At 62.9% G+C, this 17319-nt stretch carries 16 protein-coding genes and 1 pseudogene; 5 read left to right on the forward strand and 12 right to left on the reverse strand.

The window, feature by feature from the left end; genetic code table 11:
• The first annotated feature begins 6 nt into the window (after window positions 1-6).
• Together DBV08_RS23185 and DBV08_RS23190 are read left to right on the forward strand one after the other, a co-directional pair.
• Window positions 7-1347: an SLC13 family permease gene (locus DBV08_RS23185; RefSeq protein WP_124568969.1), complete on the forward strand. Its 1341-nt coding sequence runs from the start codon at window positions 7-9 to the stop codon at window positions 1345-1347.
• Between the two features lie 28 nt (window positions 1348-1375).
• Window positions 1376-2785 (forward strand): acyl-CoA synthetase, encoded by a 1410-nt coding sequence (locus DBV08_RS23190; protein ID WP_124568970.1) that lies wholly within the window; start codon window positions 1376-1378, stop codon window positions 2783-2785.
• 72 nt (window positions 2786-2857) lie between these two features.
• Here the strand turns inward: DBV08_RS23190 and DBV08_RS23195 are convergent, their stop codons facing one another.
• From DBV08_RS23195 to dacB, 9 genes and pseudogenes are all read right to left on the reverse strand, one after another.
• Entirely contained in the window at window positions 2858-3166 is a 309-nt protein-coding gene (locus DBV08_RS23195; protein WP_124568971.1) for a hypothetical protein, read from the reverse strand.
• 125 nt (window positions 3167-3291) lie between these two features.
• Window positions 3292-3648: a hypothetical protein gene (locus DBV08_RS23200; RefSeq protein ID WP_234036725.1), complete on the reverse strand. Its 357-nt coding sequence runs from the start codon at window positions 3646-3648 to the stop codon at window positions 3292-3294.
• Window positions 3645-4841: an AAA family ATPase gene (locus tag DBV08_RS32970; protein ID WP_260395716.1), complete on the reverse strand. Its 1197-nt coding sequence runs from the start codon at window positions 4839-4841 to the stop codon at window positions 3645-3647. The genes DBV08_RS23200 and DBV08_RS32970 overlap by 4 nt, the downstream gene beginning before the upstream one ends.
• Complete coding sequence (locus DBV08_RS32975; RefSeq protein WP_260395717.1) at window positions 4835-6094, reverse strand: AAA family ATPase; 1260 nt, start codon at window positions 6092-6094, stop codon at window positions 4835-4837. The genes DBV08_RS32970 and DBV08_RS32975 overlap by 7 nt, the downstream gene beginning before the upstream one ends.
• A gap of 89 nt (window positions 6095-6183) precedes the next feature.
• A pseudogene (locus DBV08_RS23210) lies at window positions 6184-6562 on the reverse strand (PH domain-containing protein).
• Window positions 6563-6661: 99 nt separating this feature from the next.
• Entirely contained in the window at window positions 6662-7216 is a 555-nt protein-coding gene (gene hpt, locus DBV08_RS23215) for a hypoxanthine phosphoribosyltransferase (RefSeq protein ID WP_020906068.1), read from the reverse strand.
• Window positions 7217-7219: 3 nt separating this feature from the next.
• Complete coding sequence (gene tilS, locus DBV08_RS23220) at window positions 7220-8197, reverse strand: tRNA lysidine(34) synthetase TilS (RefSeq protein WP_095970822.1); 978 nt, start codon at window positions 8195-8197, stop codon at window positions 7220-7222.
• Window positions 8198-9271 carry a zinc-dependent metalloprotease gene (locus DBV08_RS23225; protein ID WP_095970821.1) on the reverse strand — a complete coding sequence of 358 codons (1074 nt, stop codon included), beginning with the start codon at window positions 9269-9271 and terminating at the stop codon, window positions 8198-8200.
• Window positions 9271-10680: a D-alanyl-D-alanine carboxypeptidase/D-alanyl-D-alanine-endopeptidase gene (gene dacB / locus DBV08_RS23230; RefSeq protein ID WP_124568972.1), complete on the reverse strand. Its 1410-nt coding sequence runs from the start codon at window positions 10678-10680 to the stop codon at window positions 9271-9273. The genes DBV08_RS23225 and dacB overlap by 1 nt, the downstream gene beginning before the upstream one ends.
• A gap of 103 nt (window positions 10681-10783) precedes the next feature.
• On the opposite strand from dacB, the gene DBV08_RS23235 reads away from it, so the two are divergent.
• Window positions 10784-11275, forward strand: coding sequence for an inorganic diphosphatase (locus tag DBV08_RS23235; RefSeq protein WP_003941181.1), 492 nt, complete (start codon window positions 10784-10786; stop codon window positions 11273-11275).
• A 107-nt stretch (window positions 11276-11382) separates the two neighbouring features.
• Here DBV08_RS23235 and DBV08_RS23240 read toward each other — a convergent pair whose 3' ends face one another.
• The 3 genes from DBV08_RS23240 to DBV08_RS23250 all read right to left on the reverse strand — a co-directional run bounded on the left by DBV08_RS23240 (window position 11383) and on the right by DBV08_RS23250 (window position 14129).
• Window positions 11383-12213 carry a crotonase/enoyl-CoA hydratase family protein gene (locus DBV08_RS23240; protein WP_095970819.1) on the reverse strand — a complete coding sequence of 277 codons (831 nt, stop codon included), beginning with the start codon at window positions 12211-12213 and terminating at the stop codon, window positions 11383-11385.
• A 46-nt stretch (window positions 12214-12259) separates the two neighbouring features.
• A complete protein-coding gene (locus DBV08_RS23245; protein ID WP_124568973.1) occupies window positions 12260-12466 on the reverse strand; it encodes a hypothetical protein in 207 nt (68 codons plus the stop codon).
• Window positions 12467-12599: 133 nt separating this feature from the next.
• A complete protein-coding gene (locus tag DBV08_RS23250) occupies window positions 12600-14129 on the reverse strand; it encodes an LCP family protein (protein WP_260395718.1) in 1530 nt (509 codons plus the stop codon).
• Window positions 14130-14251: 122 nt separating this feature from the next.
• Between DBV08_RS23250 and DBV08_RS23255 the strand changes: the two genes are divergently transcribed.
• Together DBV08_RS23255 and DBV08_RS23260 are read left to right on the forward strand one after the other, a co-directional pair.
• Window positions 14252-15070 (forward strand): polysaccharide deacetylase family protein, encoded by an 819-nt coding sequence (locus DBV08_RS23255; RefSeq protein ID WP_124568974.1) that lies wholly within the window; start codon window positions 14252-14254, stop codon window positions 15068-15070.
• A gap of 4 nt (window positions 15071-15074) precedes the next feature.
• The gene (locus tag DBV08_RS23260) at window positions 15075-17054 is read left to right on the forward strand and encodes an amino acid permease (RefSeq protein ID WP_124568975.1); all 1980 of its coding nucleotides are present in this window, start codon (window positions 15075-15077) and stop codon (window positions 17052-17054) included.
• Window positions 17055-17319: the final 265 nt, after the last annotated feature.

Here is a 17319-nt window from a genome sequence, read left to right on the forward strand (position 1 = left end):
AGTTCGATGGCAAATGTCATAGCCCTGTCAGTACTTGTCCTGGTGTTCGTCATATCCACCGTGAGGTCGGTGAACATGGGTGCGCTTGCCCTGGTGGCTGCCTTCGTCGTCGGAACACTGGTCTTCACCGTCGATACCAGCGAGATCCTCGACGGCTTCCCGGCCAGCCTCTTCGTCATCCTGGTCGGTGTCACTTACCTGTTCGCGCTGGCCAGAAACAACGGCACGGTCGACTGGATCATTCACGCGGCAGTGCGGGCGGTCAGAGGACGAGTGGCCCTCGTGCCGTGGGCGATGTTCGCGGTGTGCGCGGCAGTGACCGCCATGGGTGCGGTCAGTCCCGCTGCCGTCGCCATCATCGCGCCCGTGGCGATGGGCTTCGCCACCCGCTACCGGATCCACCCTATGCTGATGGGCTTCATGGTCGTCCAGGGCGCAACGGCGGGCAGCTTCTCCCCCATCGGAATCTTCGGCGTGATCACCAACGACGTCATGCGCCAGAACGGTCTCCCGTCGAGCCCGGCCTTGCTGTTCGTCTCGACCTTCGCGGCCGCGGCCGTTGTCGCTGCCATCGCGTACGTCTCGTTCGGCGGACGCGCGTTGATTGCGCGCGGCGCCTCCGAACGCGTGCTCGTCAACGCAGTCGGAAACGCGTCGGGCGGTGGCGACACCATCACCGGTTCGGGTTCCGGCGACAGCTCGAAGGGTGGCGGCAGGTCCTCGGGTGGGACCGCTCCGCACGAGGGAGCACTCAATCTCGAGCGGCGACTCACCTTGCTCGGACTGGCGTCACTTGCACTCGGCGCCTTGGTCTTCGACCTCGACGTGGGATTCACCGCACTGACCGTCGCGGTACTTCTCACCCTGATCTTCCCGGCCTCCGCCCGCGGAGCCGTCGACAAGATCAGCTGGGGCACCGTGCTCCTCATCGGCGGAATCGTCACGTACGTGGCCCTACTTCAGAACCAGAACACCGTCCAGTGGCTCGGGGATTCGGTAGCGCACGTGGGCATTCCACTTCTCGCGGCCTTCTTGATCTGTCTGATCGGCGCGATCGTATCGGCGTTTGCGTCCACCACGGGAATCCTCGGCGCACTCATCCCTTTGGCAATTCCATTCCTCATGACCGGTCAGGTCAATGCAACCGGTCTGGTCATCGCGCTGGCAATCTCGTCGTCTCTGGTCGATTGCAGTCCGTTCTCGACCAACGGCGCACTGGTGGTGGCGAACGCCGCTCCGGAAGAACGCGACGTGGTGTTCGGGCTGACGATGCGGTGGGGCATGACGATCATGGTCGTGACGCCGATCCTCGCTTGGCTGCTGTTCGTTGTTCCCTGGTCCGTCTGAAACTTCTTTCAAAGAAAGGAAACTCACAATGAACATCGAATCCACACTTTTGCGCTCCCTCGACCCCCACATCTTCGACGATCACGGAGCGGCGGTCAGTTTCGGCGAAGGCGCAACCCTCTCTCGCGCCGACCTGTTGGCCGCCGCCACCGCGGTCGCCGATCGAATCCACGGTGCGCAGCGAGTGGCAGTACAGGCCGCCGCCGGCGTCGATACGGTGGTTGCTGTGACCGGCGCGCTGATCGCCGGTGTTGCCGTGGTCCCGATCCCACCCGACTCCGGCCCGCTAGAACGTCAGCACATCATCGCCGATTCGAAGGCCGAACTGCTACTCGGAGAAGGACTGTCGGATTCGAGTATCCCATTGATTCCCATCGATATTCACGCACGATCGTCGACGTCGTATCCCGAACCGAACGCGGCAGCCACCGCCCTGATCATGTACACCTCGGGAACCACAGGAGCACCGAAAGGCGTCGTCCTCTCGCGAGCAGCGATCGCAGCGGATCTCGACGCGCTTGCCCACGTGTGGAATTGGACTCCGGAAGACACACTCGTCCACGGACTACCCCTCTTCCACGTCCACGGATTGATCCTCGGAGTTTTGGGTGCGTTGCGCGTGGGCTCGCCGCTTGTTCACACCGTCAGACCGACCCCGGAGTCGTACGCCGCAGCGGGTGGCTCGCTGTATTTCGGTGTTCCGACCGTCTGGTCACGAGTGTGCGGAGATCCCTCGGCGGCAGCAGCATTGCGATCCGCGCGCTTGCTCGTGTCCGGCAGTGCACCACTTCCGGTTCCGTTGTTCGAGCGGATGAAATCGCTGACCGGGTTGGCTCCCGTCGAGCGCTACGGAATGAGTGAAACCCTCATCACCGTCAGCACGACGCACGACGGCGAACGTCGCCCGGGCTGGGTCGGCCACGCTGTTCCCGGAGTCAGAACGAGGTTGCGCGGCGAGAACGGTGAACTGTCGGCGCACGACGGTGAGCAGCTTGGGCAACTGGAAGTCGCGGGAGCCGTGCTCTTCGACGAGTACCTCGGGAACCCCTCGAAGACAGCGGAATCCATGACCGAGGACGGCTGGTTCCGCACCGGCGACATCGCGGTGATCGACGACAGCGGATTCCACCGCATCGTCGGACGCGAGTCTGTCGACATGATCAAGTCCGGTGGATACCGCATCGGTGCCGGCGAGGTGGAACAGGCACTTCTGGCATACCCCGGCGTTCGCGAGGCCGCCGTCGTCGGTGTGCCGGACGACGATCTCGGACAGCGCATAGTCGCGTTCATCGTCGGCGACGTAGCCGACTGCGCTGTGGTTTCGGACTTCGTCGCCGAATCACTGTCGATCCACAAGCGTCCTCGCCAGGTTTGTCTGGTCGACAGCTTGCCCCGCAACGCCATGGGCAAGGTGCAGAAGAAACTGCTGACGCTCTGAAGTTGGACCTGTAACAGCCACCGACGAACCCAGCGGCTGTTACAGGCTCATTTGCAGTACGGGTCGGTCGGACTAGGCGGCGAGAGCGGGAAATACGACAACCGATCCATCACGCCGTCTTGCGATCTCGATCGCCACGTCGGATTCGTTGTCCGACATGGCGACCCCATCTCCCAACTCCCGCAACAGGTATGCGGTCCGCAGCATCTTGTCGACCTCACTCGACTTGAACACGAAATCACGGACACCGTGTGATCGGTCAAGCCTCAACTCGGACAGCCCCATGAGCAGTGACGCGATCCCCGACTCCAACTTCGAGACTCGCTGCTGATCGCTCTTCAACGCGCGAGTAAAGCTCTCGAATGGGTTGGCCTCGTCCATCTGAGCGTGCTCCACGGCTTGAAGGACGATCACACGTTTCTTGAACGCGATAGCGAGTGCGGCAAGCTCGAGGTGGGCGCGGAACTCGCCACCGTCCTCGTCGATTTCAGTGAACTAGCTTGGAGTCAGCCACTCTCCAACAGGACGGCAACAACTCCACACAAATGCCGCACCTCGGCGACGGTCGGCGCAAGTTCGTAGGCATGGTGGTGACAGACGTTGCTCAATCTGTTCCATGCCATTGCTGCGGCGTCGGCACGTGCCGGTGTGTCGAGGGAACGCAGTATCACCAATCGCGAGCGCATGCTTGCTTGCGGCGCTTCGGCATTCAGCGCGATGCACCGTTCGGCTACCAGTTCCTCCAATGCCTGCCTGGCCAGAAATGCAGCCAACCGTGCCGAACTTCCAGCAGCACCGACACTTCCATCGAGCAGTAGCTCCGCATTTCGCAGCACGACAGCCGGCGGCATCTGTGTTGTCATTCCGCGAGGATCCCGTCGACCGTCTTCCTGAGGTCATTCACTTCGCTCCTCGTGATCGACATGTCGGCCCCGACATGCGAGCCGGCGTTAGCAATGTTGAGCGTCGCTTTGCGCCCTTCTCGCAGAATTTGCCACTGTGACAAAGGCTTCTCGGCATCGCCGTACACCGCGAGCGCGATCTTGGCCCGCGTCTTTTTCACCGACGTCCACCGGTTCTCGGTGTCGACCCGACTCTCGCCCGCCTTGTGCTGCTTCGCGTAATACACTTGTTGCGCCGCGGATTCCAATGCCAACCGGAACAAACCTGGCGCCACTCGGCGCTTGACCTCGTCGGGAACGTTCTCGTCGAGCACCAGCGCGCGGACGTCGTCCACATAACGAGTCGCCTGGTTCAGTGTCTCTGCGACACAGACCTGCGATCCGGTCTCACGTGCAACCTCGACCAGTCGCGCATTCACCGCAAGTTGCCGTATCGCGGTGGCCAATCGGTCGTCGTGGGAGAACACGATGACCTGCCGTGTCTCCGACAACTTCGACAACACTCGGATGAACCCGTCGATCTTGGCCGGGTCCATCGCCTGAATCGGATCATCGAGAACGATGAAGCGGAACGGACTGTTCGGTGTGGTCGCACGCGGAATGAACAGTGCAAGCGCCAAAGCGTGCAACTCCCCCTGACTCATCACCGCCAATGCTTCGGTCGGCACTCCGTCCACCGACCCTTTCAGCACCGCCCTGCGTCGAGTATTGCTGCCTTCCAGGCTGATCGACCCGATGTCGACGTTGCTTTCCTGCCTGAGCTCCGACCAAATCTCGCGCGCCTGCTCCGCGATCGGCTCGAGTCTCTGATTCCGCAGTTCTGCCGCGTGGGCGGCTACCCACTTCTTCGCCGCATCCAGGACTTTGACGGTGTCATCACTCAAACGTGCGTCACGCTCGAGGTTGACCCACGTCATCAAACGACCCGCGATCGGAGCCCATGTGTCTTCCTGCTCAGCGATTGCGAGCGACGCCTCTTCGCGCACGGCGTTCGCAGCGTCGATCACCGCAGGCAAGGTCTTCTCGATGTGCTCGGCGAGTTCGGTTACTCCGGTCGGCGCACCTTGGGCAGCGACCACTGAATCTCGGTACCGGGTCAACGACTCCAATTCCTGGCCGTCGACCGATTCCAGCCGTACCAGCTCGTTCAGCAATTCCTTTGCCGCCCGACATGCGTTGTCAAGATCGCGCCGAGACTGCCGATACTTACCCAGCTTGCTGTTCTGTTCCGCGAGGCGCGTTCGGGATTGGGCAGCCCAGGCGTCATCCAGCACCCCCTCCGCGCATACCGGGCATCGATTATGCCTGTGCCACTGTGCAATTGAATTGCTCTGTCGAGGATATCGCTGCGCTGTTCCACTACGGACAAAGCATCGCCGGCGTGCTCGACGGTGTCGGCGACCGCAACCCGGAGATCGGCGACAACCACCTCGATCGCCGACTTCTGCGGGACCGCCAGAGTCGCGCACCTGCGCAGACCAGACAAGGTGGGAGCAACAGCCGAGCCGGAGCCTGTCGCGAGCGCAAGCACTTCGTCGAGATCGTGAGTCCGCTTCTTCAACTGAGTGACGGCGGATTGTGCACGCTCGTCTGCTGATTCAGCGACGATTTCCTTGAGTTGACGCAGATCTTCATTCGCGCGCTGACGCGGAATCTTGGCAGCCTTCAGCGCGGCGATGAGCCGCTTCTCAGCGTCGGCGATCTCGTCCAGTCCCAACAGCTTTGCAAGTGCGTCATACAGCGTCGACGGGCTGTCCTCCACCAGCCCTCCGATCTCGTCGTAAGACAAGATCGGCCGATGCAGCTCTACGGCGGACTTCCATCCGAGTTCGTCGGTGCCGACAGTGCGCTTCTGCTTGCCCGTCTGGGTCCACGCTTCGTTGTCATGCAACGTGGCACCGATCGGCCAGTCGACGCCGACGACGGTCGGTTGGGAACCCTCGACGGTCAGCCCGACACGCACCTCGCATGGATCCGGGCTGTGTAAGTTTCGCCAGCTGTCAGCCCATAGTTTCGCCTTGTTTTTCCACCGGTAGCTCGAGCTGGTGACTGCAAATTCAAGAGCTTCGGCAAAACTCGACTTACCCGACCCGTTGCGCCCACTGACGATGGTGATGCCGGGCGCAGGATGCAGATCGAGAACGGCTTTCGGCCCGATGCCGCGGAAGCCGGCGACCGAAATGGATGTAAGGAATGCCCCAACTGGTTCTTCGTCTGGGCCGCCGGCGGTTTCGGGTCGGGTTCTCAGCTGTTCCGCACCGCCGATCTGCTTGCTGAGTGCATCATCACCCTCGAGTGCTGCAAGAACGAGATACTTCGCCGCATCAGGCAGATTCGTGTCTCCGTCGATCGCGTCCCAGACGACCTCGTCGAGCGATCTTTCCGCTTCTCTGTTGGCAGTTGTCACCAGAACTCCCTCGCCTCGTCGATCCCAACCGACCCAACGGTTTCATATGGGACCGACAGTACGTCGCGGCGAGGGCGCTCAGCTGTCCGTCAGGACACGACGAAATGCGACAGGATCGCCTGGACTTCGTAGATGTCGACCTGCTTGGTGAACTGTTTCTGGATCGGTGTCGCGTTCCCCGAGATCCAGATCTTCAGCTCGGCGTCGAGATCGAAGGTTCCGGCTGTCTCGACCGCGAAGTGGGTGATCGACCGGTACGGCACACTGTGGTACTCGATCTTGCGGCCCGTCAGCCCCTGCTTGTCGACCATCAAGAGTCGCCGATTCGTGAACAGAAAATGCGTCGCGAACCAACTGATACGCCGCATGAACCTGCTCGCCGTGGCCGAGCAGACGTGCGTATTCGTGGTGCGCCGCAGCGGGATCGATTTTTCCAGCGTTACCGATCAACCCGTCCATGAGACCCATCAGGCCCGATACCTCCGTGCTCGTCCAAGTTGCCTCCACGGTCGAAGGCGACAGCGACGCTATCGGTGCACGAGTCAGTGGTGTTACCGGCGAGCAGGCTCAGCCGCCGTAGACCTCGGGGTCCAGGGTGCCGATGTACGGCAGATCGCGGTACCGCTCGGCGTAATCGAGGCCGTAACCGACGACGAACTCGTTGGGGATGTCGAAGCCCACGTCCCGGACGTCGACGTCGATCTTGACCGCGTCGGGCTTGCGGAGCAAGGTGACGACCTCGAGCGAAGCGGGGTTACGAGTCTTGAGGTTGCGCATCAACCACGACAGCGTGAGACCGGAGTCGATGATGTCCTCGACGATCAGCACGTGGCGACCGGCGATGTCCTTGTCGAGGTCCTTGAGGATGCGGACGACGCCCGAAGACGAGGTCGAGGATCCGTAAGAGCTGACGGCCATGAATTCCATCTGCGACGGGATCGGCAGGGCGCGGGCGAAGTCGGTCATGAAGAAGACCGCTCCCTTGAGGACTCCGATCAGCAGGAGATCCCCTTCGGGGGCGCCTGTCGGGTAACGCTTGGCGATGTCCTCAGCCAGTTCCGCCGTTCGAGCACGGATCTGTTCTTCGGAGATCAGTACCGATGCGATGTCGCCCTCGTACACGCGTCAAACCCTTCGTCGGTCTTCGAATCCGAGGATCAGCCTGCCACGTCGCCGGGCCGCCACCAACCTCGCCTCCGGTGTTCCGCCCCCGATCGCGACGCCGCCTTGCCCCCGCCAGTCGATCACCAGGGCGTCGACCGCGCGTAATTGTTTGTCGGTCAATGCTTTTGCGCCGCCCTGCAACAGCCAGGCCCGTAGAGCGCGTCGACGGATTGCGGTGGGGGCTTCGGCAAGTGTGTCCACTTCCACTTCTCCGTCGACGACAACCCGTAGGAGTAGGGCCTCGGCGTACTCGTCGAGCGCCTCGCCGTCCTCACGTAACTGCGTCGCGGTTCGGGCCAACGCCTCGGGAACTCCCCCACCGAGAATTTCTTCGAGTAGCGGCAACGCCTCGTGCCGCAGACGGACACGAGTGAACTCGGGATTGTCGTTGTGCGGGTCCTCCCACGGCGTGATTCCCAGGTCGACGCAGGCCGCCCTGGTCACCGATCGACGGATGCCGAGCAGCGGCCGTCCCCAGGGGGCGTCGAATGCCGCCATACCCTGAATCGATCGCCCACCGGACCCGCGGGATAGTCCGAGAAGGACGGTCTCTGCTTGATCGTCGAGCGTGTGTCCGAGTAGAACCGGGAGGTCAGTCCTGGCGTCGCGCAGGGCGTTGTACCGAGCCTCACGCGCTGCGGCCTCGAGACTCCCACCATCGGCTACGTCGACGGTCAGCACTGTCGCGGTCCGGCAACCCAGCGCCAGCGCCTGATCCGCGGCCGAGCGTGCGACGGCATCAGAACCATCTTGGAGGCGATGGTCCACGATCAACGCGTCGACAGAATCGGTTTCCGCCACGGCTGCTGCGGTCAGCGCCAACGAATCGGCTCCCCCGGACAGGGCGACGACCACACGGCGTCGTGGCTCGAATGCGACCGTCCACGCCCGCACGGCCTGTCGCAACGCCAGTAGGGCAGGCGTCTCAGGCAGCAGCATCTAACCGAGAACGCGCTTTACCCACGCGTCGGGATTGTCGATCTCGTCGAGCAACGGCAAGGTCTCGGGCCCGGCCCAGATGGTGTTGAACTGCTCCATGCCGACCTTGAGAACCACCGCGTCGACGAAGGCCTTGCCGCGTACGTACTGCGCCATCTTGGCGTCCATGCCGAGAAGCATCTTGATGATCCGCTGCACGGGGTTGGACTTGCGCTGCCGACGCTTGTCGAAGGCTGCGCGGATAGTGGCCACCGACGGCACCACGGCAGGGCCGACGGCGTCCATCACGTGGTCGGCATGCCCTTCGAGGAGGGTGCCGAGCACGAGCATCCGATCCAGCGCGTCACGCTGGGGTTCTGCCTGCGAGGCGCGCAGCAGGCCGATGATCCCACCTGCCGTCGCACCGTCACTGGAGTCGGGTTCCTTCCGCGAACGCAGCTCGGCGGCGAGGCGCCCGACGACGTCGGTCATCGACTCGTCCACCGTCGCTCCGAGCGTTTCGACGGATTCCTTCATGTACTCCGCTAGCCACGGCGAGGAAGAGAACTGGACCCGGTGAGTGACCTCGTGCAGGCAGACCCACAACCGGAAGTCACTCGGATTCAGCCGAAGGGACCGTTCGACGGAGACGATGTTCGGTGTGACCAGGAGCAGCGTGCCGTGCTCGCCGGTGAACGGGTCGTACTGCCCGAGGATCGCCGAAGACAGGTACGCCAGCATTGCTCCGGCCTGCAAGCCCGCCGGCTTTCCGACGATGAGATTGCCACTGCCGTCGGGGTCGGCGCCGGTGAGATGCGCCATCGACCGCGAGGCCGCCGTGATCCACCCGGCCCGGTCGAGCACGTCAGCGGCCGGGACCGGTAGGCCGTCGGCCAAACCGGTCACCTCACGAACCGGCAGTTCTGCACGCTTGGACGCTTCGGCGAGTTCTGCGGTTGCCGTTTCGGCCGTGTAGCGAGACATCGCGGGGCCGCCGCGCGCCAGTTTTATCCCGGCTTTGGCGGCAAGACTCCAGTCGACGGCACCACCGAGCGGAGCCGAGGATTCATCATCGTGTGGAGTCTTTTCGGCCACTATTGGCACCCGCAATTCCTCAATGCTCCGGCAATCGCGTCCAGGGCAGGACGGCTCACTTCTGGCGGCCGGTCATTGGACATCAGTGCGAAGGTGAGCACTCGCCCGTTCTGATCGACCACGAATCCTGACAACGCGCTGGCCGTCGAGAGAGTTCCCGTCTTGGCGCGTACCCAACCCGCACCGGTTCGGTTTCCGGACGCGTAGCGGTCGGACAAACTTCCTGTTCCGCCGGCCACCGGAAGGTAGTCCAGCAGCGGACGAAGTTTCGGATCACCGTCACCGGCCGCAGCCGTCATGACGCGATCGAGTACCTGAGCGGGAATGAGATCGTCGACGGACAGTCCGCTGGAATCGTGCAGCGAAACTCCGGTGTAGTCGAACCCGGCGGCCTGCAGGGTCTTGCCGGTCGCGTCGACGGCTCCGGTGAACGAGGCTTCGATTCCGGAGGCAATCGCGACCTCACGCCCGATGGTCTCGGCGAGCACGTTGTCGGAATGTTCCATCATCTGCAGCAGCCGGTCGCTCAGCGGCGCCGACTGCACGGTGGCGATCGGCTTGGCACCGGCAGGCGCCGCGCCGAGACTCACATTGGCGGGATCGACACCGAGGGCCTGAGCGAGCACCTTGCCCGCGTCCAACGCGGGCGTTTCCGAACGCGGCGACTCGTCTTGAGTGCCGTCGTACCGACCACCTTCGATCATCACCGATTCGATCGGGGTGATGTAACCGGCCGCGATGTCAGCGGGGAACCACCCGGTGGCCATGTTGTCGCCCTTGAACAAACTCGAGTCCACCACGACGCTGGTCACCGGCGCACCGGCAGCCTTGATCTGGTCGACGAGATCCGCGATGTGAGCGGCGTTGGCGTAGTACCCGCTCTGCCCCTTCGGCGTCGCCGTCAGCGTCGGATCCCCGCCGCCGACCAGAACGATCTGGCCGGGGCTCGATCCGGGCACCACCGTCGTGGACAGCCTGTGGTCGAGCGGCAACTTCAGCAGTGCCGCCGATGCGGTGAGCACCTTCGTCGTGGACGCAGGCGTCATCGGCGTCGACGGGTCTGCGCTCCACAGAACGTTGCCGGTCAATGCGTCAGCCACGACTCCGGTGAACTTCCCCAGATCCGGGTTGGCCACGGCCGGGCCGATCGCCGCAGCGATTCCCGACGCGCTGGGGATCGGTGCGTCCGTCGGGACGGGCACCACCTGAGGTGACGGCGTCACGAGCGCAGGCTGCGGCGACGTAGTCACGGTCGCACTGCCGGCAGTGTCGTTCGACGTACCGAGTTTCACGACGACAACTCCAGCGACGGCCAGTACAACAATTGCACCGACCGCCAGAAGGATGCGGAAGTTACGCCGTCGACTCTCTTCCAACGAGCCGATCTTCTTCTTTCCTTGGCCCGCCAACGCCCCTCCGTCTGTGCTCTGCCTACTGGGTGGTCAGGCAACCTTATCCTTGACCCGATATCCTTCCGACGAATCATTACCGACACGACAGCGAGGAATCGGCGTGGAGTTCGACGTCACCATCGAGATCCCCAAGGGTCAGCGCAACAAGTACGAGGTCGACCACGTAACCGGTCGCGTCAAACTCGATCGCTACCTCTACACAGCTTTCGGCTACCCGGCCGACTACGGCTTCATCGAAAACACCCTGGGTGAGGACGGCGATCCGCTCGACGCCATGGTCCTGCTCCCCGAGTCGGTCTTCCCCGGCGTCATCGTCGAGGCTCGCGCAGTCGCGATGTTCAAGATGGTCGACGAGGCCGGCGGAGACGACAAGGTCCTCTGCGTTCCGGCCGGCGACCCCCGCTGGGATCACATCCAGGATCTGGGTGACATCTCACAGTTCGAGCTCGACGCGATCAAGCACTTCTTCGTCCACTACAAGGACTTGGAGCCGAACAAGCACGTCGAGGCTGCCAACTGGGTCGGCCGCGCCGAGGCCGAGGCTGAGATCGAGGCTTCGATCAAGCGTCTCGCTGCCAACGGCGGTCACTGAGCTCGAGTTCTCAGGCCTTGCAGAAATCCCCGCACATCGGAAGATGCGCGGGGATTTTTTGTGCTGTTTTTACTCGCCCTTGCAGTTCCTACTCACCCTTGCAGTTTCTACTCACCCTGGAAGACCGGCGGGCGCTTCTGGAAGACGGCGGTGATGGCCTCGGTCAGATCCTGCGAAGGCAGGAACGCCGCGTTCCAAGCCGCGACGTAGCGAAGGCTGTCGTTCACGCCCGCGCTGCGGGTGTGATCGAGCACGTCCTTGATGCCGTGGACCACGAGCGGCGGGTTGAGAGCAATCTCCTTGGCGGTCGCGCGCGCCGCGGCCAGTACTGCGTCGGCGTCTTCGAACACGTCGTTGACGAGACCGATCTTCTCCGCGCGCGCTGCGTCGATGTCCTTGCCGGTCAGAGCCAACTCACGCAGGTGTCCGTCGCCGATGATCGCGGGCAGACGCGCGAGGCTGCCCATGTCTGCGACGATCGCGACCTTGACCTCGCGGATGCTGAACTTGGCGTCGGCACTCGCGTAGCGGATGTCCGCTGCCGTGATCAGGTCGACGCCGCCGCCGATGCACCAGCCCTGCACAGCTGCGACGACGGGCTTGCGGCAGTCTGCGACGGCATTGATGCCCGACTGCATGCGCTTGATCATGTCGTGGAACTTGGTGCGCGGGCCTGCCTGAGCCTTGTCCGCGAGGACGGCACCGAATTCACCGCTCATCGCCGGCAGGTCCAGGCCGAACGAGAAGTGCTTGCCGGAACCGGCGATGACGATTGCACGCACCTCGGGATCGGCGTCGAGGTCGGCGAAGATTTCGGGGAGTTCACTCCAGAAATCCGGCCCCATCGCGTTGCCCTTGCTCGGCCCGATCAGCGTCACCTGGGCGATGTTGTCTTCGCGCTCGACGGTGAACGCATTCCAGCTCTTCTGTTCAGTCATTACTCAAGAGTAACTAAAGGTCGGGCTCAGCCGAAGACCGCTGCCTTCATCCGAAAATTCCTGCCTCGTCGAGTACCAGTACGACGAGGGTGACGGCCATCAGGGCGAACATGATGAGCATCGCCATCCTGGCCGCCCGCTCACTGGTCGGCGGGAAAACGCGCTGCGCCGGATGCTCGGCCACGTACTCGGACAAGGACATGGTCCTGGCACGTGAGCGTGTCGGATTCTGTACCGCTGCTGTTGTAGCCATGTCGGTGATCCTTTCAACTACGCAATCTCAGTCAGGTACCCCAAAGGTGAAGTACCCGACTGAGTTCGACTTCTCCAATGTAGACCCGCAGACCGAAGAAGTCAGCGTGAGTTTCGTGCGAATTACCTGAGAGTTAGTCCACACAGGGGATGCCGCCATTCGCGTCGGCTCGGATGGGTGATCCCTGCGCTCCCGTGTCGGGAACGGTCCCGGCCGATACCGACGGACCGGGTTGCACCGGAGCAGTCGAGAACACGGTCTGTGCATTGTCCTCGCCGATCAGTACAGACACTGATTCGGCCGCTGCCTGCTCGTTCGACACCGCGACCACACCCAACTGCTCGGCCAGCGCCTCTGCGACGGCTTTGGCGCCGACCCCATAGCTGACCACCGACTTTGCCGTCGGAGGTGCGGTGCTCACCTCGCCGACTTCGACTCCCGACGCTTTCGCCTCCGACGCCAACGCGGCGCCCAACCCGTCCGTCGCGGTTCCGTTGCGGATGTCCACAACTTCGTTCCCGGTCGAGATCGCGGTGTCCATCGCAGGGGCAGACGCAGAGTCGCCTCCCGCGAAGATCCTCGACACTTCACTACGCAGACGCGCCGGATCGACCGTGTTGACGTCCTGGCCGTCGACGGTCTCGTATCCCTCGATCGGAAGGGTGTAGAAGTCGATGTTCCCGCCCGCGAGAGCGCTTGCCTGAGAAGCGAATCGGACGGGATCCATGGCGGAATCGATCACCACGTCCTTCTTCACCACGTCGGCGAGTGCCGTCATCTTCGGAATGTTGCCGATGACGCCGGAGCCCTTCAGGTTGGCAATCACCGCACTGATGAATGCCTGTTGCCGATGGGTGCGATCCAAGTCCCCGTTGTCGAGACCGTGGCGTTGACGGACAAACGAAAGCGCCTGTGACGCATCGAGAGTCTGAACCCCGGCCGGGAAGTTGGCACCCGAGAAGTCGTCCTGCACCGGATTGTTGAGGCACACCTGAACGGGGCCGATAGCCGAGACGACGTCGTAGAAGCCCATCAGGTTCACTTCGGCAAAGTGATCGATCGGAACCTTGAGCAGATTCTGCACGGTGGTCAATGTCGAGCGCCTTCCGACTTCCCGTGCTTGCTGTTCTCGCGCAGCAGGATCCGTCACACCGTCCGCTACGAGTTTGGCGTCCGCGTGAGCCTTCGCCATTCCGTAGGCTTCCTTGATCTTGGCCATTCCGTAGCCGGGCACCGCGACGTAATCGTCGCGTGGGATCGCCACCGCACTGGCCTTGCCGCCGTCGCCCGGAACATGGAGCAGGATAAGCGTGTTCGTGTTGTACCCACCCACGTCGCTGTCCCCCGCATGCAACTTGTCGGTGACGAACTCTGCCGGCAGATCGCTGCCGTCCATCGCTTTACGACTGTCGAGCCCGATCAACAAGATGTTGGTATCCCCGCCTGGTGAACTGCCGGCGTCGTCACCGAGAGCGGAGAGCGCGTCCGATCGATACAGCCCCGACGTGAGATCCGACTGCACGTACCACCCGATTCCGACGCCCACCAGAATCGTCGTCGACAAGGAGGCGGCCGCCAGCTTGCGCCCCACCGAGAGCGTCGACCGCTGCGGTTGACGCCTACGCCTGTGCCTGCTTGCCGAGTGTCGAGGTCGCGGTTCCACGGCCGACACGCTATCCACCGTTCCTGAGTAGAACCTGTCGATACCGGACACAGCTGGTCATTCGCTGAAAGAACGCTGAGAATGAAGTCCGAATTGGGCAAATCTGCTCTAGGCTCCGCCTTGTGGACCGCCGACGCTTCCTCAGTGCCCTCGCAGCAGCAACCCTGACCGGAACCGCCGCGGTGACCATGGGAACCGCTTGTTCGTCACGTTCGGTCGGGACGGCGGTCGCCGCAGCCGACGAACCAGCGGACCCCGCGCCTGTCCCCGATCTGCCGCCCGCCTTGTTGCCGCCTCCACCGCCGTCTGCCCGGGTGCCGCTGCCCGGTGGCGGTTCGTTGACCGCCCTGCCAGGTGGCGGAGATCTGCTCGCCCTGACGGTTGACGACGGGGCCAGCTCCGAAGTCGTGCGCCTCTACACACAGTTCGCAAAAGACACCGGTATCCGTTTGACGTACTTCGTCAACGGGCAATACAACTCGTGGACCGAAAACGCCGGACTTCTGAGACCGCTGGTCGAGAGCGGACAAATTCAGCTCGGCAATCACACCTACTCGCACCCGGATCTGACGTCCGTGTCGAAGCAGCAGATCGCCGACGAGCTGACGAAGAACGGAACGTTCCTGCGCAACACCTACGGCGTGGACGCGGCGCCGTACTTTCGACCGCCGTACGGAAGGCACAACGCGACAGTCGATTCCGTGGCCGCAAGCGTCGGCTACACCGTGCCCACCCTCTGGTTCGGGTCACTGTCGGATTCTTCGTTGATCACCGAGGAGTACATCCTCCAAATGGCGAACCAGTACTTCAATCCGGGGGCCATAGTGATCGGACACCTCAACTATCTGCCCGTGACCCACGTGTATCCGCAACTGGTGGACATCATCCGGAGCCGGAACCTGCGGACGGTCACGCTCAACGATGTGTATCTGAAGCCGTGACGCCGTGGTGACCGCAGCCGACAACGAGGTTCCGGCTGAAAACCCGGTTCCGTCTGTGAAACAACGCACCGAGGCCTGGCTGCTCGCGGACATCACCGAGGAACCCGCCGGACATCTGGGGCCACACCGGATGGCGCCGAAGAAGGAGAAGCGCCACCCGTGGTGGAAGGTGATGTGCCTGACCGGTGTCGATTACTTCTCCACTCTCGGCTACCAACCCGGTATCGCGGCGCTGGCGGCCGGCACGTTGGCTCCCATCGCGACAGTCGTATTGATCCTGCTGACGCTGTTCGGTGCGCTCCCGGTCTACCGGAGGGTGGCCCGCGAGAGTCCGCACGGCGAGGGTTCGATCGCCATGCTCGAGAAGCTGCTCCCCAAGTGGCGCGGCAAGATCTTCGTTCTCGTGCTTCTCGGCTTCGCGGCCACCGATTTCCTCATCACCATGACGCTCTCGGCTGCCGACGCCACGGCGCACCTCGTCGAGAATCCTTTTGCACCAACCGTTCTCTCCGGACACACCGTCGCTGTCACCCTGGTTTTGCTTGCGCTCCTCGCTGCGGTATTCCTCCGCGGCTTCACCGAAGCTATCGGTATTGCGGTCGGATTGGTCGCCGTCTACCTCGCCTTGAACGTGGTGGTCATCTCCGTGGGTTTGTGGCACATCGCGACTGCGCCGTCGTTGGTCACCGACTGGACGAGCGCCATGACCACCGAGCACGGAAATCCGGCGATGATGATCCTGATAGCGCTGATCGTCTTCCCGAAGTTGGCGCTCGGCCTGTCCGGCTTCGAAACCGGGGTCGCGGTCATGCCGCAGATCAAGGGCGAGCCACACGACACCGAACAGAATCCACGCGGCCGCATCAAAGGCGCACGGCGCCTGCTCACCACGGCGGCGCTGATCATGAGCGGATTCCTGCTGACCTCGAGCCTGGTCACCACCATCCTGATCCCGGAGAACGAGTTCCAGCCCGGAGGCGCTGCCAACGGTCGCGCGCTTGCCTTCCTCGCGCACGACTATCTGGGTGAGATCTTCGGAACCGTCTACGATCTCAGCACGATTCTGATCCTCTGGTTTGCCGGTGCGTCGGCAATGGCAGGGTTGCTCAATCTCGTTCCGAGGTATCTGCCCCGCTACGGCATGGCACCGTCGTGGGCCCGCGCCGTGCGTCCGCTGGTCCTCGTGTTCAGCGTCATCGCCATCACCGTCACGATCTACTTCGACGCCGGCGTCGACGCACAAAGTTCCGCGTACGCAACCGGTGTCCTTGTGCTCATCTCGTCGGCGACCGTCGCCGTTGCACTGTCCGCTCGCAAGCACGGTCAACGAAAACTGTTCGTAGGGTTCAGTTTTGTCGCAGTTTTGTTCGTCTACACGACGATCGCGAACATCTTCGAACGCCCGGACGGGGTGAAAGTGGCGTCGTTCTTCATCGCCGCGATCATGGTGGTGTCCTTCCTTTCCCGGATCTCGCGAGCCTTCGAACTACGGGCAACCTCCGTCGAATTCGACGAGACCGCACTGCAATTCATCGCCGAGGCAGCCGAGAAGGGTTACCTCGCGATGGTGGCGCACGACGTCGACCGTCTCGACGAGGACGAGTATCGGCAGAAGGAATCGCAGCAGCGCGCCGAAAGCAACATCCCGGAGGCGGAGTCGATTATCTTCATCGAAGTCAACGTCACGGACTCCTCCGAATTCAGCACCGACCTCCTCGTCCACGGACGACAGCGCGGTGAGCACCGGATTCTCTGGGTCGACAGTCCTGCCGTCCCCAACACCATTGCGGCGGTTCTCCTGCGGACGAGGGACATCACCGGCGTGATTCCCGACGTCTACTTCGAGTGGACGGAGGGAAATCCGATCATGTACCTACTCCGATTCCTCTTCATCGGCGAGGGCGAGACCGCTCCGGTGACCCGTGAGGTTCTACGTCGCGCCGAACCCGATCAGTCCCGACGGCCCCACGTCCACGTCGGTTGACACGGCACTCCCCGTGACCGCCCATGCGTGTACAGATGCGGCGCTGCTCGCACAGCCAGCATTGTTGATCGCTTCGGGCACAACCGACCTCGGCCACGATGTTCGAGCATCCTGCGAGAACGCATCCGGTGAACATCTGCAGCCTCGGAAGTCGGCGAATATCAGCGACAAGCAGTTGGGAGCAGGACGGGCTTACCGGGCGGGGAGTGGGTGAACGCGATTCTTCGTTCGATCTATGGTCCGGAGCAGACGCTTAGTGGACAAT

It is taken from the genome of Rhodococcus sp. KBW08, assembly GCF_003852455.1.
GTDB lineage: Bacteria > Actinomycetota > Actinomycetes > Mycobacteriales > Mycobacteriaceae > Rhodococcus_F > Rhodococcus_F baikonurensis.